This window comes from uncultured Pseudomonas sp., assembly GCF_913777995.1.
GTDB lineage: Bacteria > Pseudomonadota > Gammaproteobacteria > Pseudomonadales > Pseudomonadaceae > Aquipseudomonas.
The window spans coordinates 52789-74531 of record NZ_CAJYVE010000018.1 but is presented as its reverse complement, the minus strand read 5'-3'; the positions used below and the strand labels follow the sequence as shown (position 1 = coordinate 74531).

Genomic DNA, 21743 nt, shown 5'->3' with positions numbered 1-21743 from the left:
TGTTCAGGCGGTTGTAGGTGAAGTTGGTCATGGTGTCGTTTCCTTAATCTGAGAAGTTTTGTGGGGTAAGGCGTGTCGTTCAACTTGGGCACAGATTAAGGATTTACCCTGGCGTGATAAATCGGCTTAAAAGCGTTTTACTGTCAACCAGGATGAGACAGTCTGCGCACAGACCTACAAGGCGCCACGCTGAGATTTCCGCTACCCTGCGCAGTTATCTTCCACCTCCGTGACGCACCATGGCCCTTGCCGCCCCACCCGACCTCAGTGACCCGGCCGTACCCGTGCAGCCGCTGGCGCGCACCTATCCACGCGGCCTGTATATCGAGCCGCACCTGCATGCCTGGGGCCAGGTGCTGTACGCCGCCTCGGGAGTGATGTGGGTCGAGACGCCGCGCGAGGCGCTGGTGGTTCCGCCACAGCGGGCAGTGTGGCTGCCGCCCGGCGTGGAACACGGCATTCGTGTGGTTTCCGACCTGGAGATGCGCAACATCTACCTGCGCCCGGCCATCGCCGAGACCCTGGAAGGCACGGTGCAGGTGTTCGAAGTGGGCAACTTGCTGCGCGAACTGATCATCGCCCTGGTGGCACTGGACCGTGAGGCCGAGCCGCATTACTACGACGCGCTGGTCAGCCTGGCCCTGCTGGAGTTGCAACGCGCGCGGCGTTCGCTGATCCGCATTCCCATGCCCGACGGTGCCGACCGGCGCCTGATGAACCTGTGCCAGGCAGTGATCGACGACCCGTCGCTGGACATCCCCTTCGAGCGCCACGCCGAGCAGGCCGGTGCCAGCGTGCGCACCCTGGCGCGGCTGTTCCAGGCCGGCCTGGGCATGGGCTTCGCCGAATGGCGGCGCCAGGTGCAACTGGCCACCGCCGTGGCGCAGTTGATCCAGGGCCAGCCGGTCAGCGCCATCGCCCGACGCCTGGGCTACTCGCCGAGCAGCTTCACCGACATGTTCCGCCGCGCCCTTGGCGTGGCGCCTTCGCAGTACCTGGCCGACCAGTAGCACGCTCAACCTGTCCGATATTCAGAAGTCCTTGGCCGGTAGGCACCCCGGCCTGTCCCTAGACTCTGCGCCATTCCCTGATTGGCCTGGAGTCCTCTCATGAGCTTCGTCATTTCCCTCGTCATCGGCATTGCGGTCGGCGTGCTCTACGGCGCGCTGGATTTTCGTTCGCCGGCACCGCCCACCGTGGCCCTGGTCGGCCTGCTGGGCATGCAGCTGGGCGAGAAGGCCTGGCCGATGGGCAAGCAACTGCTGGCCTCCTGGCTGTCCTGATTCTTTTCCATGCGACTGGAGCACACGATGAACGCATTGCAATTTTCCCGTACCGGCGACCTGGCCGCCCTGGAGTACCTCGAACTGCCCACGCCGGTGCCTGCCGAAGGCGAGGTGCTGGTGCAAGTGAAGGCCGCCGGCCTGAACCCCAGCGACGTGAAGAACGTGCTGGGCCGCTTTCCCTACACCGTATTGCCGCGCGTGCCCGGCCGGGATTTCGCCGGCGTGGTGGTGGAGGGGCCGCAGGCGCTGGTCGGTCGTGAAGTGTGGGGCACCGGCAAGGAACCGGGCTTCTTCCGCGATGGCTCGCACGCCCAGTGGCTGACCCTGCCGGCCAGCGGCGTGGCCCTCAAGCCCGAGGCGTTGAGCTTCACCCAGGCGGCCTGCCTCGGTGTGCCTTACACCACCGCCTGGGATGCCTTGCAGCGCAGCCAGGTGGGGCAGGGCACGCGTCTGCTGGTGATCGGCGGCAACGGCGCAGTGGGCAGCGCGGCCCTGGCCCTGGGCCGGGTGTTGGGGGCCGAGGTCGTCGGTGCGGTGCGACGCGCCGACCAGCAGCAGGCGTTGGCTGCCAAGGGTTTCGACAGCTTCGTGCTGACGGAGGCCGAAGAGCTGGCCGGGCAGGTGGGCGGCTTCTTCAAGGGTGGCGCTGACGTGATCTTCGACACCACCGGCTTCTGGCTGCCGGCCTCGGTGGCGGCGCTGGCGACTTGGGGGCGCATCGCGATCATCGCCGCACCGGTGGACGGCCAGGTGCAGTTGCCGTCGCTGGCGCTGTACCGCAAGGGCGGCTCGGTGGTGGGCATCAACTCGTTGCTCTACGACACCCAGGCCTGCGCCGGCATGCTCGAGCAGTTCGGGCGCTTCTTCGACCAAGGCCGCCTGGCGCTGCCTGAAGGCCTGGTGGAGTCGCCACTGAGTGAAGGGCTGGCGCGCTACGCCGAGGTCAATGCCGGGCGCAGCGAGAAGATCATCCTCATTCCCTGAACTCAGCTGTCCAGGGTGAGGATCTGCATGAACAGCGCGAAGAAGCCGAAGAACACCCAGAAAATGCTGAACAGCCAGGGCGCGCGCTTGGAGAACAGCAGGGATTTCTTCGGCCCGGTCTCGCTGGATTCCCAGTCGCAGAACAGCGGCGAGTCGTCGTAGGTCAGGCCGATGACCGGCTCGCTGCGCAGCAACTGCGCCTGCTTGTGGTGCCAGTGCTGGATGATCTCGCAGGCGGCACGGATGCCAGGCCAGGCGCTCAGGGTATTGAGCAGGCCGAGCAGGGCCAGCATCGGTGGGATGACCAGGGTGAACATCATGCCCCAGTCCGGATTGGCGTTGGCCATCGACGAGGCGTAGGCGATCACCATGAACGACTGCGCGGTGAGGTAGGCGTTGGTGCGGTTGGACAGGTTGGTGGTTTCGTACTGGATCTCGCGGCGATAGAAATCCAGCCGTTCCTTCGGCGAACCGAACAGCTGGGTGCTCTGTTCCTGCACCACATGTTCGGGGGTCTCGTGGGTAATGATTCTGGGCACACGGGGGTCCTGGCAGGGTGGATTCGCTCGGTAGACTTTGGCCTGCCGGGGCGGTTCGACCGATCTGCAAGGCATCGGGCGAGCGGTCACCGCCGTCAGAAAAAAGGCCCTCCTGAGGGCAGGAGAGCCTGAAGGGGTGCCCTGCGAGGCACATTCGGAGCATCCATCCATGGATGGAGGAAAGCGTGTTGCTGGCAGGCAGTGTGCGCCGGTGTTTTCCATTCATCCAATCAATAATGATGAGCTATCAATCAACTTTCGTTGATATCAATTGCGATCTGCGCCTGTCAGAATGCGTCCTTCGCCAGTTCCGAGTCGCCGTAAATGGACATCGACCTGACCCGCACCTTCCTGGCCATCGCCCGGCACGGCAGCTTCATCGCCGCCGCCGAGCGCCTGCACATCACGCAGACCGCCATCACCGCGCGTATCCAGAAGCTGGAAAGCCACCTCAACAGCACACTGTTCGTGCGTAATCGCGCCGGGGCCAGGCTGACGCCGGACGGCGAGGCGTTTCTCGTCTACGCCAACCAGATGCAACAGACCTGGGAAGCGGCGCAGCGCAACCTGCCATTGCCCGAAGGCTTCGACCGGGTACTGCGCATCGGTGCCGACGTGAGCCTGTGCAACCCGCTGATGCTGCACTGGGTGGGGTTGATGCGCCGCCACATCGACCAGCATGCGGTGCATGCCGAGGTGCACGACGCTGCCTACCTGCTGCGCCAGCTGGAGATCGGCGCCCTGGACGCCGCGCTGGTCTATCAGCCGCACTACTGGCCGGGCCTGCAGGTGGAGCAGTTGCTGGAAGAGAAACTGGTCCTGGTGCAGGTGCGCGACCGCGACCCTTACGTGTACATCGACTGGGGCGAGGCCTTCCGCCAGCAGCACGACCGCGCCTGGCCTGAGCTGACGCGGCCTTCGGTGTCGTTCAACCTGGGGCCGCTGGCCTTGCAGTACCTGCTGGAAAACGGCGGCTCGGGCTACTTCCGCACGCGGGTGGTGCAGAGCTATCTCGACAAAGGCGTGATGACCCGCGTACCGCGCGCGCCGGAGTTCAGCTACCCGACCTACCTGGTGTACTCCCGCGAACGCGACTGCCCGGCCCTGCAGGACGCCTTCGCCCTGTTGCGCAACTTGCTGCGTGACGACCCAGACTGGTCGCAGCGCTGGGACCCGGCGCTCTGATCAGGCGTCAGGTTTTGTACGAAAAGTTGGCCAGCCAGGCTTCGCGGCTCAGTTCCCAGACCTGCTGGTCCATTTCACCACAGACGAACTGGCCCCTGCGCGTCTCGACCAGACGCATGCCTTCGCGCTCGGAAATTCGCCGCGAGGCCCGGTTGTCCAACGCCTTGGGCACCTGCATCAGCGGCTTGCCCAGCGTCTCGAACCAGTAGCGGTTGATGACTGCGCAGGCCTCGCTCATGTAGCCCTGGCCTTGCCACTGCGGAGCCAGCCAGAAGCCGCGGTGGTTGCCCGGTTCGTCGTACAGGGAAATGCTGCCGATGCTCTGGCCGCTTTCGGCCAGGCGGATCATCCAGTGCCATTCCTTGCCCTGCGTCATGGCCGGCAGCGAGCGGTCGCGTACATGGCACAGCGCGCCGTCGGCCGGGTAAGGCCAGGGCACCAGGTGGGCGAGGTAGCGCACCACCTCCCAGTGCGGAAACAGACGCTGGATGTCCGCCGCATCGGCAAGCTGCAATGGCGTGAGGGTCAGGCGCGCGGTGTGGAAGGTCGGGAGGCTGTCCATGGCGGGGTTTCCTGTGAATGAACGCGGAGTATCCAATAGCAGGACGAACGAGGCGACCCGGCAATCAGGGAATGGATCGAGCAGGGCTGCCCGTTGCCAGATGTAGCCGCAATATTGTTCGCTTAAGCGGCATGTGGCCGGTGGGAGCGGCTTTAGCCGCGAAAGCGCTAGGAAATTCACTGCATCTGCTGTGAGCATGCGGTCGCTTCGCGGCTGAAGCCGCTCCTACCCGCCCGTAGGCGCCGCTTCAGCGGCGCAGCGGAATCCACACTTCCACGCAGAACCCACCCTGGGTGCGGTTGAAGAAGTTCAGAGTCAGGCCCAGGCGGCGGCAGATCATGTCGACGATGGCCAGGCCAAGGCCCGCGCCTTCCGGGTTGTCGGCGCTGTAGAAACGGTCACACAGGCGCTGCAACGCGGCTTCGCTGACGCCAGGGCCCTGGTCGAGCACCTGCAGGCGCAGGCGCTGGTCCGCTTCACGGCGGAGCTGCACACGCACCTCGCTGCCGGCCGGGGAAAAGGCCAGGGCGTTGCTGATCAGGTTCTGAGCCATGATGGTCAGCGAGGCCGGCTCGCTGTGCAGCAGGCAGTCGTCGTGGCTGTCGAGCACCAGCTCGACATCCTTGCGCAGCGCCAGCGGGGTCAGTTCGGCAAGTTCTTCGCGCATCAGCTCGGTCAGGTTCAGCGGGCGGATTTCCTGGTGCTCGGGTTCCAGGCGGGCCATGGTCAGCAACTGGCTGGCGATGCGGGTCATGCGTCCCACACCCTGTTGCAGGTAGGCCAGGGCTTCGGCGCGGTCTTGCGGGTCGGGGCTGTTCTGCGCGTTGCGCACATGGATATCCAGCACCGCCAGTGGGGTGCGCAGTTCGTGTGCGGCATCGGCGATGAAGCGCCGTTCGCGCTCCAGGGTGGCGCGTAGTTGGCTGAGTACGTGGTCCAGCGCCGCGCGCATCGGCTCCAGCTCCGGTGGCTGCGGGCCGCTGGGTAGCGGGTCGAGGCTGTCGGCAGGACGATTGCGCAACTGTCGCGCCAGGCGTTGCAGCGGGCGCAGGCCCCAGCCGAGCATCGCCCAGATCAACAGGGTCAGCAGTGGCAGGCCGATGAGCATCGGCAGCAGAGTGGTGTGGGCGATCTTCTGGATCAGGTCCTGGCGCAGGTCGTCGCGCTCGCCGACCCAGATGCGCAGGCCCAGGCCGGCATCGTCGAGCAGCACGCCACACCAGTCCTGGCCCTTGTACAGCAAGTCGTGCAGGCCGGGGCCGGGTATGGCGTCGAGCACCGGCGCGTCATGCGAGCGCAGCAGCAGGTGGCCGTCGACGCTCCAGATCTGGAACGCCAGGTTCATCTCGTAGGGGTGGTCGAGAATGCCCTGGCCAGAGCGGGTGAGGGCGGCATCCAGGGCCTGTTCCAGCGCCGGCCAGTCGCGCGGTTGCGGGCCTTGCTGAAGAACGCCCTGCAGCAGCCGGGCGGCCTGCACCAGTTGTGCGTCGTAGACGTTCTCGATTTCCCGATGCCCGTCGCGCAGGGCCAGCCATGCCAGGGTCAGGCTGCCGAGGAGCAACAGCAGCAGGGTGGGGGCGAGGATGCGCGTACGGATGGCGATCACGGTTGCTGCTCCACCAGGTAGCCGACGCCGCGTACGGTGCGGATCAGGCCGCTATGCAGCTTCTTGCGCAGGTTGTGGATCAGCACTTCCAGGGTGTTGCCCGGGCCGCTTTCCTGCCAGCCATACAGCGCGTTGCTCAGCCGCTCGCGGGTGACCACCACGCCGGGCCGGGCCAGCAACTGGTGCAGCAACTGATACTCCATGGGGGTCACGGTCACCGGTGTGCCCTGGTAGGACACCTGCTGGGTGGCTGGGTCGAGGCTGACCCCGGCGTATTCCAGGCGCGGCTGCGCACGCCCCTGGCAGCGACGCAGCAGGGCGCGGATGCGGGCCTTGAGTTCATCGAGGTCCACCGGCTTGACCAGGTAGTCGTCAGCGCCGGCATCCAGGCCCGCAACGCGGTCGGCCACGGCGTCGCGGGCGGTGAGGATCAGCACCGGCACGTTGCCCTGCGCCTGGCTGCGCATGCTGCGCAACACCGCCAGCCCGTCGCGACGGGGCAGGCCGAGGTCCAGCAGCACCAGGTCGAAGCGCTCGCACTGCAAGGCATGCTCGGCTTCGGCGCCATCGGCGACCCAGTCGAGGGTATAGCCTTCGCCGCGCAGCGCTACGCGGATGCCCTGGGCCAGGGCGCGGTCGTCTTCCACCAGCAGCACACGCACGGTTCGGTCCTCTTGTTGCGGCCGGCTCATCATCGCGATTCAGCCCGCGCCCGCCAGTAAGCAAATGTTACACGGCGTTTCTCATTAAGACTCCATTAAGCTTGGCCACGCATCTTGAGGCTCCCGACAACAAGGAGAGCCCAACCATGTCCCGTTCGCTGCGCTTCACCCTGCTTCCGGCCCTGCTGCTGGTCAGCGCCGGCGCCATCGCCGGCCCGCAATGCACCACCGCCGACCGCTCCACCTGGCAAGACGCCGAGGCGTTCCAGGCCAAGCTGCGTGAGCAGGGTTACCAGATCAGCAAATTCAAGATCACCGACGGCAACTGCTACGAGATCTACGGCTTCGACAAAGACAAGCGCAAGGTCGAGATCTACCACGACCCGGTCAGCGGCAAGGCCGTGAAGAGCGAGATCAAAGGCTGATGGACCGCGCCGCCAGGACGACGGTACGCCTGTGGGACCCGCTGGTGCGGTTGTTCCACATTTCCGTGGCCGGGGTGTTCTTCGCCAACTACTTCTTCAACGAAGCGGGCGACGACTGGCACACCTGGCTGGGCTACTACGCCGCCGCCTGGCTCACGGCGCGCACTGTATGGGGCTTCGTGGGCCCGCGCAGTGCGCGCTGGTCAGACTTCTGGCCGACGCCCACACGCTTGCGCAGCCACGTTACGGCGCTGCTGCAGGGCAAGGATATCCATCGCCTGGGGCACTCGCCGCTCGGTGCGCTGGTGATGGTGCTGATGATGACCGCCATCGGCTCGCTGGCGCTGACCGGCTTCCTGATGCAGGAAGTCGATGCCTTCTGGGGCGCCGAGTGGCTGGAGAACCTGCACCGCTGGATCGCCAACGGCCTGGCCGGGCTGGTGAGCCTGCACATTCTCGCGGCACTGGTGGAAAGCCTGCGGCTGCGCGAGAACCTGCCGCTGTCGATGGTCACCGGGCGCCGCCGCCTGCCGCCCGACCAGCACTGATTTGAGCACCCTCTTCAGGACACTGCCGATGTTGACCCTGTTGCGCTCTCCTGCGCCGAGCGGCGCGCGCCCGTGGCTGACGCTGCTGGCGCTGGCCACCCTGAGCTGCCTGCTGTTGTTGGCCGACGACTTCCTGCAGCAGCTGTATACCGCCAGTAACCGCGCTGAACTCGAAGCGGCCTATGTGGCCGGCCTGTGGGTGTTCTGCCTGGCTTTGTGGCTGTGCAACCTGCGCTGGCTGGTGGCGGGCATCTTGGCGGTGTTCGCGGTGATGCAGACCCTGCAACTGGCCAATATCAGTTTCTTCGGCGAGCCGCTGAATGCCATCGACATCCAGGCCATGCTCGGCGACAGCGCCGAAGTCGGCCACACTGTCCTGTACAGCTTCGCCCAGCACTGGCCGGTGTTGCTCTGCGTGCTGGTGCCCTACGCGCTGCTGCTGGTCCTGCACCTGCGCCTGCCGGGGCGCGTAGCGTTGCCATCCAGCCGTTGGGCGGTGCTGTTGATCGCCGTGGTGTTGTTGTCCAAGCCGTACCGCGCCACCTACCGCAACCTGGATTCGTTCGTCGCCAGTGCCAGCCGCAGTGGCCTGCACAACAGCCTCAACGCCTTTTCCGCCTGGGCCGTGCGCCTGGCCCTGCGCCCCGAGCCGGTACTGCCGCCCACCCACTACGCGCCCTACCGCATGACCGCCGTGCCCAGCACGGCACGCCATGTGTGGCTGGTGGTCGCCGACTCGCTGCGCAGCGACCGCCTGGGCATCTTCGGCTATGCACGCAACACCACACCGCGCCTGCAAGCCTATCTGCGCGACCACCCCAGCGCGCTGCTGCGCCCCGGCATTTCCGCAGGGGTCGCCACTGACGTCAGCCTGCCGTACCTGCTCAACCCGATTCGCGAGCCGGGCCAGGACCAACTGATGCGCAGCGGGCAGATCAACCTGTTCCGCTTCGCCCGCCAGGCCGGTATGCGCACCCACTGGATTTCGTCGCAGGAATCCAAGCTGCTCGCCCACCTGGGCAGCCGCTACCTGGATGTGTCGATCACCCGTGAAGACCACCCGTTGCGTTTTCTGCAACGCCAGGACCGTGCCCTGCTGGACATCCTCGACCAGCAGCAGTGGGGCGAGCGCAATTTCGTGGTGATGAACCTGCGCACCGCGCATCTGCCCTATGCGCAGAACTACCGCCACGACCCGACCCCACGTCCCTGGCCGGACAGCGGCCCGGACGGCCCGGCCAACGCCTACGACAACTCGGTGCATTACCTGGACAGCCTGCTGGGTGAGATTCTCGCCGACTTCGACCGCCTGGAAGGCGAGCGCTACCTGGTGATCACCGGCGACCACGGCCAGCGCCTCGGCGAAGACGGCAAGTGGGGGCACAACGACCTGGTGCCGGAGGTCAGCGACGTGCCGGTGATCGTGGTCGCCGCCGGCGCGCCGGCGAACGCGCTGGACGCCATGCAGGACGAACGCTGGATCAGCCACAACGAAGTCGGCACCTGGCTGGCCGGCCTGCTCGGCACCCGCATCGACAACCCCAACCTGCGCCCAGGCGAACACTTCGTGCACGGCAAACTGCTGTTCAGCGACAACTTCATCCAGCGTGTTTGCGAGTCGCCCAAAGGGCTGGTGCATCACGAGCCGAAGCAGTTGAGCATGATGTTGAAGAAGGCGCCGCCCGCGCCTTGTTCCTGATCAAGGTGCCTGGCGCAGCGCCGCGTGACACAGGCATTGCAGACGCTCCATGACCGTTCGGCGGCCTGCGACGAAATGCCCCTTTACCAGGGCTGTCTGCTTCTATCTTTTGCCCGCGTGCCGCCTTAGAATCCGCGCCCGATTTTCGGATGCACAATTGCCAGATCATCGACAGAACGGCTGGGTTCATCGCAAACCCAAGCACCGGCTGCCTCGTCAAACAATTGCACGCATCGATGTGTTGATTGTTTGCAAATTGCAGAGGGCGTTGTGTCGCGTAAATTATTGGCGTTGGTCCTTGGGCCACTGCTCGGTCTGTTCATTGTCAGCCTCGGTAACGGCTTCATCTCTTCCCTGACCTCGCTGCGCCTCGACAGCGCCGGGGTGTCGAAGACCATGATCGGTCTGGTTTCAGCTTCCTACTTCTTTGGCCTGGCGTTGGGCGCGGTGTTCGGTGACCGGCTCATCGAGCGCATCGGCCATATTCGGGCCTACAGCAGCTTCGCCTCGCTCACCGCCGTGACCTTCCTGCTTCAGGCGCTGGTGTTCGATCCCTGGGCGTGGCTGGTGTTTCGCCTGATCAACGGCCTGGCCATCGTCGGCATCTTCCTGGTGGTGGAAAGCTGGCTGCTGTTGTCTGGCGACCACAAGAGCCGTGGCCGCCTGCTGGCGGTGTACATGATTTCGTTCTACGGCGCGGGTATGTTCAGCCAGCTGCAACTGGGCGCGATCAACGCCCTGGGTGACACCGCGCCGTTCATCGTCGCCGGCATGCTGGCCTCGCTGTCGGTGCTGCCGATGGTGATCCTGCCGCGGGTGGCGCCGGAGACCGGCAACGTCGAGCCGCTGCTGCCCCAGGACCTGCTGCGCATCACCCCCACCGGGGTGCTGGGCACCTTCGGTTCGGGCATCACCATCGCCGCCATGTACGCGCTGCTGCCGATCTACCTGCAGCGCGTGGGCATGAACATCACCCAGGTCGGCTACCTGATGGCCTGCGTGATCTGCGGCGCGATGCTGTTGCAGTACCCGGTGGGGCGCTGGTCCGACCGCCAGGACCGCCAGGTGGTGCTGATCGCCCTGAGCGTGATCTGCGCCGTGCTGTCGCTGCTGATCTTGGTGCTGCCCAGCTCGATGCTGCTGCTGGCGGTGCTGCTGTTCCTGCTTGGCGGTGGGGTGTTCACCCTGTACCCGGTGGCGGTCAGCCACGCCACCGACAACGTTGCCGCCAACGAGCTGGTACGGGTGATCCAGGGCATGCTGTTGATCAACTCGGTGGGCTCGGCGCTCAGCCCGCTGATCATCTCCCCGGCCATGGAGCGTGTGGGCGATAGCGGCTTCTTCTGGTCGTTCGTGCTGCTCAACCTGTTCATGGCGGCGTTCTTCCTGTGGCGCCGCAAGGTGCACCCGGCCGCCACGCCGACCGCTCCGTTTGAACCGAGCGTGCAGATGTCGCCGGTGGGCGCGGAGATTCGGGTGACCGACGAACTGGTGCAGGCCACGCTGGAGCGTGAGCATCATCAGGAGGAAGTCAGGGCCGCGCCCGAGGCGAGCGCGCAGCACGCCTGAGAAACGGGCGGGGCCGACTTTTTCGGACTGAGCAGTTTCGAGCCTACAGGCAATACCGGTCAGTTAGACGCTCTTCGGCCTTTGTTGCAGCTTGCTCGCGAACAAGTCAGCAAACCCCATGCATCTGCTGTGAACGTGACGCAGCCATAGCGAGCAAGCTCGCTCCAACGGTCTAACTAACCTGTATTGAGCCTACAGGCCTTTCTCAAGCCGGAGGCTCATTTCCTGGATGACGATGGCGTGGATGCTACGCAGTAGACGAGCTTCGCCAGCCAAGGTCGCGCCTAGCTCCGGCCTCGCCTGCCGCAACGCTTCGTTGCGCTGCAGCGTCTCGTCCAGAAGCCTGGTTGCCTCCTGTCGCACGCTGTCGATCAAGCGTCGGACGATGCTGCGCGACGTGACGGGTTTGATGCCCATCGCTGTACCCGCTTCGATCAACAGCGTCAGGGTGATCGAAGCCAGGTGCTGAACGCCGTGGACGGGCCAGGCCAAGTTAGCCTGGGCAGGCCAGCGATCCTGACCATAGGCTTGTGTGCCATACACTGCCGTGCACAGCAGGTCGTAAAACGGTGCCAGTTCCACTTTGCTTCCCGGCAGCAGAAAGCTCAGGTTTTTCAGGTGTGCATCTTCGTTGCCCACCAACGTATTGAAGACCAGCCACTGGAACAAATACTGTCGAGCGAGCAGTGCAGGTTGGCATCGGCTCGCCAGGCCTGCCAGGCGCTCGATGTTGCCAGCGCTGTATTTGAACTCTCGGGAAAGCCCTTCCAACTGACAGGCATCGATACAGTGCAGGCGTTCCCAGCCGCTCGATGTCTTGCGGCGATCAAAGCGTTCGATCAAGAAGACCGGTTCGGGTACGTAGATCCGATGAACCTCCGGTACCGGTAAGCCAACTCTGCCTGCGAGGGTCATCACGAACCATTCATTGATAACCGAGTGCGGCCAGGCTTCGTCTGGATGATCAGGCTTGAGAATATGCGTCGAAGCCTCGCTGCCGACGGGTTCGAACAGCTGGCCGTTTCTGTAGATGACCGCCACCTTGTGTTGCGCGCCGGCCAGGGACATTTTCTTCGCTGCCTGCTCAGCCAGCGGGATCCGTGGCATGGCCTGGATGCGTTTTGACAGCTCGGCATAGGACAGCGCCAGGGTCGTGCCCGGCTCCGGCTTCTGGTTTGGTGGCAGTAGAGTGAGGGACCCGGCAGACTCGGCACCGAAGTGCTGCAGCAGAGTGAAAGCATCCTCGATAGCCGCCCCGGCAGCCTTGGCAATCAACTGGCGCTGGCCTTCCTCTGGCAGCAAATTGTCGAAATACCACTGCACCGGGCGATGGGTGGCGCCGTCCTGATGCTCTTGCGCTTGCAGAGGCAAAGTCGGGCATAGCGGATGGGCTGCTGGGCTGTTCAGCCATTGCGGCTCGTAGCGGAACGCCCACAGTCCGTTTAACTCACGCAAACGCCCCACCTGTCGCTGGTCGATCCAGACATTGAGTGATCGCTGCATGGTCAGTCAGCCTCTTCGCTGGACGCTAGGGTATTTCCGCGTGTCTTCCGGGGACGTTTATCTCGCCCTTGCTTGGCATCTGAAAGAATTTTCTCGACTGCGTCGCCATAGGGCTCCGGTATTTCTACCGAGATTGCAAGACCCAGCTGCTGGAGCACCTGCAGCAGCTTGCCCCATTGCACCGTGTCGGCGCCGCTTTCGACCTTGCCCAGAAAGTTTTCCGAGACCCCTATGAGCCCCGCTGCATCATCCTGACGGACCTTCATTGCCTTACGGCTGGCGCGGATGACAGCGCCCAGCTCGGCTGTCGAACCAATGTCGATTTTCATGGTGAAACCTCATGACCGTGAGGATTATCCCTGAGCCTAGCAATAACTCGACAAAAACCTCAAGAGCGTGCGGATTTTTGAGGAAAATAGGTCTTGCTCGGAAAGTCCTCATGATCATGAGGAAAATCGGCGTTGTGAGGGGCGGAATGAAGGGCTTACAGCGATGCCGGTTGGCCAGGCGTCTGCCTGAGCAACCGGCTTGGGGCGGGTTGTGAGGCTGGAGTTACTGCTTGGCCGCATCCCCGCCATGCTTGGCTGCCAGCTCCTTGGCCTTGGCCAGGTGCGCCTTGAGCTTGGGCAGGGTGGCCTCGGCGAAGGCCTTCAGCTCGGCGTCCTTGCTGCCCTTGGCTTCTTCCTCGAACAGCTCAATGGTCTGCTCGTGGGCCTTGACCTGGTTGTTGGCGTAGGAGCGGTCAAAGGACTCCTCGCGGATGTCCAGGATCATCGCCTTGGCCTTGTCCATCAGCTGGGCATCGTCGCTGACCTTGAGCTTCTTCTGCTCGGCAATGGCTTTGAGCTTGGTGTTCGCCGCGGTGTGATCGTCGATCATCATCTGCGCGAAGGTCTTCACGTCGGCTGACTGGCTCTTCTGCAACGCCATCTTGCCCGCCTCGATCTCGGCGATGCCCTTGGCCGAAGCCTCATCGACGAAATCCTCGGGGTCGGCGGCAAACGCCGTGGCACTGGCCATGGCCACCATCAGACTCAAGGCGCCAGCACGAAATACCTTTCTCATAATGAACTCCTTCCAGGGGTTATAGGCTTGCCTATCAGGGACTGGGCGGCGGGAAAGGGAGTTCAAAGAAATTGCCGAGAGCGGGACGGTTGGCTTAGGTGATTCACGGTGATAGGCCGAAGGGCGCGCAGAGGTGTTTCGTCGGGCGCGCGACATTGGGGCTTGTTCATTGAAGAAGCATGCGTCATCGTAAAGACAAATGTCATTACGACGAGCAACCCATCATGGCTTCCATCAATGTAAGAATCGACGATGAACTCAAGGCTCGAGCCTATCGTGAGCTCGAACGCCTGGGTGTTACGCCCTCCGAGCTTATGCGCCAGGCACTTCAATACGTTGCCGAGCGCGGGCAGCTGCCCTTCAAACCTGTACTGTTGACAGAGGAAGACGAAGCTTTGCTGGCGACTGTGCGCGAGCGCTTGGCGGCCCCCCAGCGAGTAAAGGTTTCGCTGGATGAGCTATAGCCTGGAATTTGATGCGCGGGCGTTGAAGGAGTGGCATCGCCTGGGCGATCCGGTTCGTCAGCAACTGAAGAAAAAACTGGCTGCGATACTGCTCAACCCGCGAATCGAAGCCAATCGTCTGCATGGCTTGCCGGACTGCTACAAGATCAAATTACGCAGCAGCGGGTATTGCCTGGTTTATCAGGTGATCGAACAGGAAGTCGTGGTGTTCGTGATCGCTGTGGATAAACGCGAGCGCGACACTGTTTACCGAAAGGCCGGCGAGCGGCTGGGCGAGTGAGCCTGAGGCTACGCCCGACCTAGCCCTATACGCTTGTCCCCCACACCCCGACGAACGGTTGAACTTGTCGTCGATCTTTGGTCAAAGAGGGCGCTCGCCGGTCGGCGCCTGGCAGTTTGCCCATCGTTCGCGCCTTCTTCTCTTGCCACAACCGGTAAATGGACTGCTCCGGTGCATCTACGGGTTGAGCCTGCACAGCTGAATGCGCGCGCACCCTGAATCACGGGTTCACAACGAAGTACTTGCCGGTCGCTGGCCGAGACAGCCAGCTTTCTACCGACATTGAGGAATACTGATGCGTTACTTGCACGGATGCGCAGTGCTACTGCTGTGCCTGATCTTCACCGGCTGTGCCCATGTCCAGCCACCCGTGGAACTGGACCAGCAGTTCTGGAACGACAAGCAGCCGGTCATCGGCGTCGCCATGACGCCAGTCCCACCTTCGCAACTGATGCTCACCGGCCAGCAAGGCCTGCTCGACATTGCCATCAACAAATCGGTGAATAGCGACCTCAGCGAGCATGTCAGCAGCTGGGACGTGAGCGACCTCACCACCTTGCCCGACGCAATCATCGCCAGGCTCCAGGCCAAGGGCTACAAGACCAAGCGCATCGATGAACGCATCGACCTGGGCAAGTACAAGGAAACCAAATTCAAGGAAGGCTACATGGAGCGTGACATCACTGCCCTGAAAGCCACCTACGGTATCGACCGCCTGTTGCTGGTGGCCATCGACAGCGCCGGCGCGGCGCGCAGCTACCACAGCGTGGTGCCGACCAGCGCACCGATCGCGGTGGTTTCCGGTCGTGCCATCCTCGTCGATGTGCCCGACAGCCGCCTGCTGTGGTTCAAGCGCTTCGAAGTCACCCAGCCCGCCCAGGGCGAATGGGACCAGCCGAACTACGTCAACCTGTCCAACGCCTTCTACCAGGCGGTCGACGACAGCCGCCAGGTGTTCCTGACCCCGTTCACACCATGAGGCGCGCGCTGCTGCTGGTCGCGCTGCTCAGCGGCTGCGCCCAGCAGGCGCCACGTCCGGCCGATATCCACGACCCCACCGCGCTGCGCTACCTCAACCAGCACGGCGCGCGGGTCGAGGTGCAGGTGCCGCCGCAAGGCTGGGTGGATGCCAGCCTGATGATCGACGCCAAGGCCGCCGAACAAGCCCGTGGCACCAACCAGCGCATGACCCAGAACGCCATCGCCAGCGGTGGCATTCTCGGCGCGGCGCTGGCCAGTGCGATCAATACCCAGGTCGGCGAAGCCTCGCTGCAACGCGAAGCCGTCCGCGACGCCAAACAGGCCGCGCAACCCCTGGCCGTGCTGCTCTCCGACCACCCCTACAACGGCAAGCTCCAGCAGCGCTACCAGCAGGCCGCCGCCACCGCCGGCCTGCGCCCCTCCAGCGGCGCCATCACCGCCAGCCTGCACATCACCCCCAAGGTTGTCCTCAGCCCCGACCGCGGCAGCTTCCTGCTGGCCAGCGCCATCGACCTGCAAGACATCGCCGGCATGTCGCTGTACCGCACCCGCATCGAAGTGCAGAGCCTGTCTTTGCGCCGCTGTGGCGAACAGTGCGTCGACGACGGCGGCCTCGACCCGCAGAAGATCGAAGCGTTGCTGGACGTGTGCATCGATGAAGCGATGCGCACGCTGGCGATGGATTTGCAGCGCGGGCCTGATGGGCAGCGGGGACGAGAGAAGACCATTCGGTATCGGCTGGATGGCCGGCGGGTGGTTGAGCGGGGCAGGGTATTGGAAGGTTCTGAGGAATACCTGCGGTATCGGAATCTGGACGGGGCGCTGAAGGTAGTGCCGGTGGCGATGGTTGAAAGGGATGGATGAGCTTTGGCGGGCCAGCGCCAAGTAAGGTCTTACACGGCAAAAGCGCTTTCATGCTAAACGGCCATACATGAAACCCCGCGCAATGCCGTGCGGCTCGGTGGGAGCGGCTTTAGCCGCAATGCTGGTCAGTTAGGGACGATCTGACTTTTGTTGGAGCGAGCTTGCTCGCGAAGAGGCCGGCAAAATCCATGCATCTGCTGTGAACGTGACGCAGCCATCGCGAGTAAGCTCGCTCCAACGGTCTAACTGACCAATATCGGCTTTAGCCGCGAAAGCGCCAGAAAATTCACCGCATCTGCTGTGAACATCAGCTGCTTCGCGGCTGAAGCCGTTCCTACCCGGTCTAATCGAGCCGTATGGTTATCAGACGTGCCCGCTAGCGGACCTTTTCAGTCTCGCGCATGAACTGCGCCAGTTCCTTGCTGTAGAACTTGGCCATGCTGGTGGTGCCATGACCACGGGTTTCTGCACTGGCAGGGATAAGCAGCAGCCGCCCGTGTTTGACTTCTTTCATCGCCGCCGTCATCAGACCGGTCTCTGGCGGGTTGCGCTCGTCATCCGCCGCATTGATGGCCAGCACCGGTGCCTGGATCTTGTTCAGGCCGGGCGCCGCGTCGAAGTCAGCGGATGATTGCCACTGGTAGATGAAGTCATTGGCGTCGGCTGTTTGCGGTGCGCTGAGGCGCTCATCGACCAGCTTGTCGGCCAGGGCGCGGGTCGGGGCGGCGGCCTGATAGGCCAGGGTGCCGCCACTGGTACCGATGCTGTACATCGCATTGGCCAGGCGCAGCGAGGGTGGTTGCTCGGTGTAGTTGCCGTTGTTCCAGGCCGGGTCTTGCTTGATCGACTCGACCAACAAGCGGCGCATCATCCAGTTGCGCGAGGACATGGCGGTGGGTTGCGACGCCATGGGCACCAAGGCGTCCATCATCTGCGGCCAGTTCTGGCCCCACATCCAGGTTTGCATGCCGCCCATTGAGTTACCGATGACCAGCCTCAGATGCTTGACCCCAAGCCCTTCGGTCACCAGACGGTATTGGGCTTGCACCATGTCGGCGTAGTTGTACGCCGGAAACTTCATGCGCAGGCCGTCAGAGGGCTTGCTGGATTTGCCGACGCCAATGCCATCGGTGGAAATGATGTAGTACTTGCTCGCATCCAGCGGCTGCCCCGGGCCGAACAACTCCCCGCCAAAATCCTTGCTCAGCACATCGCTGCCGGGCCGGTAAGTGCCGTGCAAGTAAAGAATGGCAGGGTTCTTCGGGTTGCCGAGGGTGGTGTAGTGCAGTTTGAGATTGTCGAGCTTTTCACCGGTATGGAAGGTGAACTGAGGGGCAACCCAGTCGCCTTCGGTCGCGGCTGGCAAGGAGGCGGCGCTGACGGCGGAACCCGTAAAGGCCAGCGCTAACGACAGCCCGAGCGCGGGCTTTGAACTGAATCTTTGCATGCGTAGGTCCTGTTTTTTGTTTTTCTAGCCTGACGCCAGGGTAGGCAGGCTTGGGTCATTGCAGGCAGATCGTCATACCTGTGGGTCGATCATGCTCTAATGAACAGGTTATGTGAAGATGCTTGCTCGTATAACATTATTTAACATCGCGCGGGGGGGCATCGCCGTATGTTCCTGCGTGAGGATGTTCAGTAGGGGACCTGCAAATCGGCGTCGCCCACTAATATCGGGGTCTCTGGTCAGGCTCAGGTATGGCGGGTCGGTACGAGCGGGTAGGTAAGGCATGTCGGCAACCCAGTCTTGCTCCGGCCTGGTCGCAACGGCCTGGCGCGGGCCGGGGTTGAGTAACTCGGGATGGCGGCAAAAGCGGTGAAAGCTTTGTGTTGTCTTGTGATAGGCCCGCTTGGGCAGCGCGAGCAAAGGGCGTTCTCCCAAGACCTGGAACAAGCTGTCTCGGCCGGCCTGGTTGGCACTGCTTGGCACTCTTTGCCATCAGCCGCTCGGTTGCGCCTGTAGTAATTGGACGCGGCAGACAGACGGCCGGATCCGTGACGCCTCGATCGAGCGCGAGGTCGAGAGCGGCACGAACCAAGAGCGGTACCAGAGCCACGCCCTGGACGTGGCCAACCACTCAACTGAGCAAGTCGGGGGGATTAAGCGCATCGACGCCCTGGGCGCGCTCAAGCTCAACTCTGCCGGCAGCGCGAGCCTGGCCGCGCTGGGTGACCAGGTCGTCACTGTCGGTGGAGACATGGCAGAGAAGATAGCAGGCCTGCGCGAGAGCGTGACCCAGGGTAGCCAGCGGTTGGTCGCTTCGAAGAACCACGTAGGTTCCGGCAACGTGAATATCTTCCAGGTCGTAGTCGACCTACTCGACTTGGTGCAGGAGATGAACACGCAGATCGCGGCGCATGTTCACCCGGCGCCGGGGCAGGTGCTGGTCAATGCTGCAGCGTTCACGGCAAATGCGGCCAAGGCTGCAGTGCTGTCGGCTATGTTGGGAAGCATAACGCTTTAATGCGAGCGACCTTAGCAACGCTACCGGTTGTCAGATATTTTCTGGCTGCCTGAGGCCAAACTGCCGCAGAGCCATAACAGGAAATCTACTTTTCCTGCATGACATTGTTCGGTGGGTGCCGAGGAAACTTGCCTTGACCATAGCACAAAAACGAAAAAACCCGCACGGGGCGGGCTTTTCGGCGGGGCTAGAGAGCAACTACTTTCTCCTTTCAAAAGCAGGATCATAGTCGTATTCTTCAAGCCACCACATCACAGCGGCATTACTTTGTTTCGGCAAATTCAGAGTATGCCGTTAATAACGGCACGTCAAACCCCTAGGGGTTCTGCCAGTGGTGTGGACGGTCGCCTACACGTAAGTAGGTAATCTCTAGCCATTGAGGCCGACTCCATGATTGCAATTCTAAATCGATTCATACCGGAAGAGCTGATTAGGGCGCTGCAAGCCGCTTACTGGTCGTTAAGACTTGCAAGGCTCGTCCAGCTGCTGTAGCAAGAACAGGGGCTTCGGCCCCTGTTTTCATATGGTCAACCACACTTGGCTCCGCGATATAGCTACCTGCAGTCTTTGGGATTGAATTACACATAAGTCAGCCTCAACGTGGGGATTGTTGCTCTCAAGGCTCCCCGTGTAGACAGGAAAACCAGCCGCACACACACGGGCCGTTGATTGAGCCTTTGTCAGTATCAGAATGCGGTTTTCTCTGAAAGATGGCGGACTTACGTTGCTCAGTGGTTGATACCTTCGTTTTTCCGGCCAAGATCCGGGCTCGACATTGGCCGATCAATGAGCTTGCGGCTACGTTTCGTTCCCTTATCCCCACCAGGGAAGCGGCTCATCACCCACGCTATCAAGAAGGGCCTACTCACCGAGGAAAATCGCTTCGGGTTGCATGACATGAAGCGGAGGGGTATCACGGATATGGCCGGGGAATCGGGCCGACGAGCAGGAGGCAAGCTGGTATAAAAATGCGTGCATTCTCGACGCCTATGACTTGAGCTTACCAGTTGTAGGCCTGTCGGGGTCATGAAGCCGGAGGGTTGAGGCCCTCTACTTCACCACTTGGGGTAACAAGAGTAAGGCTCAAGGCATTCGATAGCTGGCGGCTCAACCCTCGAGACACCTCCTTGTTAGGAAGAGCTTGGGCCGCGGAGTCGTACGGAAAAATTTCAGCGTGGTTGGGATTATTATTTGTGGGCTTCTCCCAAACCTCGAAGTGCACAGGCTTCTGATTAGCTCGGCCAATCTCCTTGATCTCATCCACAGTGATGACACCAACTGCCCGAACTACAACGTCGGATCCTGGCCTTTCAACATCACCTTTAAGGCGGGCAAGAAGCTGGGCGAAGCTCATATTTTTACTACGAGTCACGGACGTATTATTGCGCTTGAAGCATCCTGGAGATCCGCGGCGCACATTCTCATCCCATTCTGGAGGATAAAGCGCGCGCGCCACGGTCTCAGAGCCATCAACTGCGACAAGAACTGTCAAGCTCGGCGGATTCCCTTCACTCAAACGATCACCTAAACTCAGCCGAAATACTTGCTCGACAGCAAGGCGTATAGCTCAGGATCGTCGATGCCGAACTCAAGCTCTTCAGAATCGCTACACAGCTCAGCACGACCATCGAAGAAAGCCATATCAATCAGTTCGCCAGCCTTGGAGGTCCAGTTAATGAGGATTTCTCCCTCATAGCCCAGAAAAAAACCAAAGTCGCCTGCAAATTGGCCTGCGCGCTGGAAGAATGTTTGCAGAGACGCCAAGGAGTCGATTGACATCGCCTCTGCACCACTGCCGTCCCAGCCGTAGTCAGATTCAGCGAGGATGCGTAAACGATCGGCAGCCTGTTCATGTACAGCGCGGCCAATACTTTCGATGTAAACCTCTCTCGCTACAGCCTCATGAAGCTCAGCGATACCAAGCGTAGCTGCGGGTGATGCCATCCCGTAGGTTGGTCGGAAATAGAGATCGACACATTTTCCTTTCAGATGCTCAATCAAATCCTGAACATTTCGGAACGCCTCGGCACTACACGATGCGATCCATTCGATCAATGCTCTGTAATCAAATACAGACGCATTCACCGAGGTCCGTGAGGAGCTACTGAGTGACTGATACTTGGGGCTAAAGCTTGATGCTAGAGTCGCCATTTATGTACCCTCCGAAAGGCCCATCGCAGCATGGATGGGTCGCGTCAAATCTACAAAACTCTTATGAACTACAGCGCGAGCCTCATCCAGCGCTGCAAGCATCTGCTCAACATTCGCTTCGTGACTGGCAGCTATGGTAACCGCATTATCCATTAGGAAAACTGGCTCCCCTTGCAATTCGCCTTCGGCAATCTGGATCTGTAACGACCCAAAATCAAGCGGAATCACCATATGTATTAGCGGAATGATCGCCGACCCGTCCTTGGACAAATTCGTCAAGGCCTCTGGCACTTGTACCTGAATCCCCATCACCTCAGCGAGGAACTCCCTCAGAGATCTTCCGCCAGTAAGATGATCCTTGAAGGCATCAACGTACCTCAGAGCCAAATCGAAGCCGCCGCTCGTTGGGGGCTGCGCGGTGATTAAGGCTTCTAGCCCTTTTTGAACTACTGGCCGGAACTGCTCCCAACTCTTATATGGCTGGACTGCATTGATTGTGAATAGGCCCGCACCGGCCTGGAACAGGGTTGAGGCGCTATGGTCAAGAGATGATGCTTGCGACCCGCTTTTTTTATAGCGAAGCGCGGGAGCCTGCTTCATCAAAGGGAAGCCCGGTGGCGTCAATCGTTCAGAAGCACCATAACCAACTATAGCCAGCTCTGTCTGAAGGCGGCTGAAGAACTCTTCGGAGGTCTGGGCATTAGGACCTTGATAAAAAGGCATGCCAGGATCCATGGCAGCATCTACCGTCCAACGCACTTCAGCGATGAGCTCTATCAGTGGCGACGAATCGAAACGTTCAATCATCCTTGGACCCAGTCAAACCAGCCAAAAAGGGGTGCAAATTCTTTCACATCCATGTGACATGCGCCAGATGGCAAACGTTCGTACCACCAGCTTTTTCA

At 61.9% G+C, this 21743-nt stretch carries 23 protein-coding genes and 2 pseudogenes; 13 read left to right on the top strand and 12 right to left on the bottom strand.

Features of this window, described 5'->3' with window-relative positions; all coding sequences use genetic code 11:
- Positions 1 to 239: 239 nt before the first annotated feature.
- The 3 genes from QZ497_RS07860 (at position 240) to QZ497_RS07850 (ending at position 2270) form a co-directional block, all read left to right on the top strand.
- A complete protein-coding gene (locus QZ497_RS07860; protein ID WP_295472858.1) occupies positions 240 to 1010 on the top strand; it encodes a helix-turn-helix transcriptional regulator in 771 nt (256 codons plus the stop codon).
- A 99-nt stretch (positions 1011 to 1109) separates the two neighbouring features.
- Entirely contained in the window at positions 1110 to 1283 is a 174-nt protein-coding gene (locus tag QZ497_RS07855; RefSeq protein WP_295472856.1) for a DUF1427 family protein, read from the top strand.
- Between the two features lie 27 nt (positions 1284 to 1310).
- Positions 1311 to 2270, top strand: a complete 960-nt coding sequence (locus tag QZ497_RS07850) for a zinc-binding alcohol dehydrogenase family protein (RefSeq protein ID WP_295472854.1) — start codon at positions 1311 to 1313, stop codon at positions 2268 to 2270.
- A 2-nt stretch (positions 2271 to 2272) separates the two neighbouring features.
- Here the strand turns inward: QZ497_RS07850 and QZ497_RS07845 are convergent, their stop codons facing one another.
- On the bottom strand, positions 2273 to 2773 hold the full coding sequence (locus QZ497_RS07845; RefSeq protein WP_295472865.1) for a hypothetical protein: 501 nt from the start codon (positions 2771 to 2773) through the stop codon (positions 2273 to 2275).
- Positions 2774 to 3133: 360 nt separating this feature from the next.
- Between QZ497_RS07845 and QZ497_RS07840 the strand changes: the two genes are divergently transcribed.
- On the top strand, positions 3134 to 3994 hold the full coding sequence (locus QZ497_RS07840; RefSeq protein ID WP_295472852.1) for a LysR family transcriptional regulator: 861 nt from the start codon (positions 3134 to 3136) through the stop codon (positions 3992 to 3994).
- Positions 3995 to 4001: 7 nt separating this feature from the next.
- Here QZ497_RS07840 and QZ497_RS07835 read toward each other — a convergent pair whose 3' ends face one another.
- From QZ497_RS07835 to QZ497_RS07825, 3 genes are all read right to left on the bottom strand, one after another.
- Positions 4002 to 4556: a GNAT family N-acetyltransferase gene (locus QZ497_RS07835; RefSeq protein WP_295472851.1), complete on the bottom strand. Its 555-nt coding sequence runs from the start codon at positions 4554 to 4556 to the stop codon at positions 4002 to 4004.
- 247 nt (positions 4557 to 4803) lie between these two features.
- The gene (locus QZ497_RS07830; protein ID WP_295472849.1) at positions 4804 to 6162 is read right to left on the bottom strand and encodes an ATP-binding protein; all 1359 of its coding nucleotides are present in this window, start codon (positions 6160 to 6162) and stop codon (positions 4804 to 4806) included.
- Entirely contained in the window at positions 6159 to 6824 is a 666-nt protein-coding gene (locus tag QZ497_RS07825) for a response regulator (RefSeq protein ID WP_295472847.1), read from the bottom strand. The genes QZ497_RS07830 and QZ497_RS07825 overlap by 4 nt, the downstream gene beginning before the upstream one ends.
- A 158-nt stretch (positions 6825 to 6982) precedes the next feature.
- On the opposite strand from QZ497_RS07825, the gene QZ497_RS07820 reads away from it, so the two are divergent.
- From QZ497_RS07820 to QZ497_RS07805, 4 genes are all read left to right on the top strand, one after another.
- Entirely contained in the window at positions 6983 to 7249 is a 267-nt protein-coding gene (locus QZ497_RS07820; protein ID WP_295472863.1) for a PepSY domain-containing protein, read from the top strand.
- The gene (locus tag QZ497_RS07815; protein WP_295472845.1) at positions 7249 to 7797 is read left to right on the top strand and encodes a cytochrome b/b6 domain-containing protein; all 549 of its coding nucleotides are present in this window, start codon (positions 7249 to 7251) and stop codon (positions 7795 to 7797) included. The genes QZ497_RS07820 and QZ497_RS07815 overlap by 1 nt, the downstream gene beginning before the upstream one ends.
- 28 nt (positions 7798 to 7825) lie before the next feature.
- Entirely contained in the window at positions 7826 to 9496 is a 1671-nt protein-coding gene (locus QZ497_RS07810) for a phosphoethanolamine transferase (protein WP_295472843.1), read from the top strand.
- 270 nt (positions 9497 to 9766) lie between these two features.
- A complete protein-coding gene (locus QZ497_RS07805) occupies positions 9767 to 11065 on the top strand; it encodes an MFS transporter (RefSeq protein WP_295472841.1) in 1299 nt (432 codons plus the stop codon).
- A gap of 192 nt (positions 11066 to 11257) precedes the next feature.
- Here the strand turns inward: QZ497_RS07805 and QZ497_RS07800 are convergent, their stop codons facing one another.
- From QZ497_RS07800 to QZ497_RS07790, 3 genes are all read right to left on the bottom strand, one after another.
- Positions 11258 to 12568: a HipA domain-containing protein gene (locus tag QZ497_RS07800; RefSeq protein ID WP_295472840.1), complete on the bottom strand. Its 1311-nt coding sequence runs from the start codon at positions 12566 to 12568 to the stop codon at positions 11258 to 11260.
- A gap of 2 nt (positions 12569 to 12570) precedes the next feature.
- Positions 12571 to 12897 (bottom strand): helix-turn-helix domain-containing protein, encoded by a 327-nt coding sequence (locus QZ497_RS07795; protein ID WP_295472838.1) that lies wholly within the window; start codon positions 12895 to 12897, stop codon positions 12571 to 12573.
- Between the two features lie 223 nt (positions 12898 to 13120).
- Positions 13121 to 13633 (bottom strand): DUF4142 domain-containing protein, encoded by a 513-nt coding sequence (locus QZ497_RS07790; RefSeq protein ID WP_295472836.1) that lies wholly within the window; start codon positions 13631 to 13633, stop codon positions 13121 to 13123.
- Between the two features lie 224 nt (positions 13634 to 13857).
- Here QZ497_RS07790 and QZ497_RS07785 point away from each other — a divergent pair, with 224 nt between their 5' ends.
- The 4 genes from QZ497_RS07785 (at position 13858) to QZ497_RS07770 (ending at position 16222) form a co-directional block, all read left to right on the top strand.
- Positions 13858 to 14097: a type II toxin-antitoxin system RelB/DinJ family antitoxin gene (locus tag QZ497_RS07785; RefSeq protein WP_295472861.1), complete on the top strand. Its 240-nt coding sequence runs from the start codon at positions 13858 to 13860 to the stop codon at positions 14095 to 14097.
- Entirely contained in the window at positions 14087 to 14377 is a 291-nt protein-coding gene (locus QZ497_RS07780) for a type II toxin-antitoxin system RelE/ParE family toxin (RefSeq protein WP_295472834.1), read from the top strand. The genes QZ497_RS07785 and QZ497_RS07780 overlap by 11 nt, the downstream gene beginning before the upstream one ends.
- A 295-nt stretch (positions 14378 to 14672) precedes the next feature.
- Positions 14673 to 15356, top strand: a complete 684-nt coding sequence (locus QZ497_RS07775) for a hypothetical protein (RefSeq protein WP_295472833.1) — start codon at positions 14673 to 14675, stop codon at positions 15354 to 15356.
- Entirely contained in the window at positions 15353 to 16222 is an 870-nt protein-coding gene (locus QZ497_RS07770) for a hypothetical protein (protein WP_295472831.1), read from the top strand. The genes QZ497_RS07775 and QZ497_RS07770 overlap by 4 nt, the downstream gene beginning before the upstream one ends.
- Positions 16223 to 16598: 376 nt before the next feature.
- Here the strand turns inward: QZ497_RS07770 and QZ497_RS07765 are convergent, their stop codons facing one another.
- Positions 16599 to 17669 (bottom strand): alpha/beta fold hydrolase, encoded by a 1071-nt coding sequence (locus QZ497_RS07765; RefSeq protein WP_295472829.1) that lies wholly within the window; start codon positions 17667 to 17669, stop codon positions 16599 to 16601.
- A gap of 240 nt (positions 17670 to 17909) precedes the next feature.
- A pseudogene (locus QZ497_RS07760) lies at positions 17910 to 18128 on the bottom strand (IS3 family transposase); the annotation flags it as partial.
- Positions 18129 to 18186: 58 nt separating this feature from the next.
- Between QZ497_RS07760 and QZ497_RS07755 the strand changes: the two are divergent.
- Positions 18187 to 18687: pseudogene (locus QZ497_RS07755) on the top strand (hypothetical protein); the annotation flags it as partial.
- Between the two features lie 1024 nt (positions 18688 to 19711).
- Here the strand turns inward: QZ497_RS07755 and QZ497_RS07750 are convergent.
- Genes QZ497_RS07750 through QZ497_RS07740 form a run of 3 tightly spaced genes read right to left on the bottom strand, consistent with a single transcriptional unit; the run spans position 19712 to position 21645 of the window.
- Positions 19712 to 20179 (bottom strand): hypothetical protein, encoded by a 468-nt coding sequence (locus QZ497_RS07750; RefSeq protein ID WP_295472827.1) that lies wholly within the window; start codon positions 20177 to 20179, stop codon positions 19712 to 19714.
- A 38-nt stretch (positions 20180 to 20217) separates the two neighbouring features.
- Positions 20218 to 20838 (bottom strand): hypothetical protein, encoded by a 621-nt coding sequence (locus tag QZ497_RS07745; protein ID WP_295472825.1) that lies wholly within the window; start codon positions 20836 to 20838, stop codon positions 20218 to 20220.
- A complete protein-coding gene (locus QZ497_RS07740) occupies positions 20839 to 21645 on the bottom strand; it encodes a TIGR04255 family protein (RefSeq protein WP_295472823.1) in 807 nt (268 codons plus the stop codon).
- Positions 21646 to 21743 lie beyond the last annotated feature (98 nt).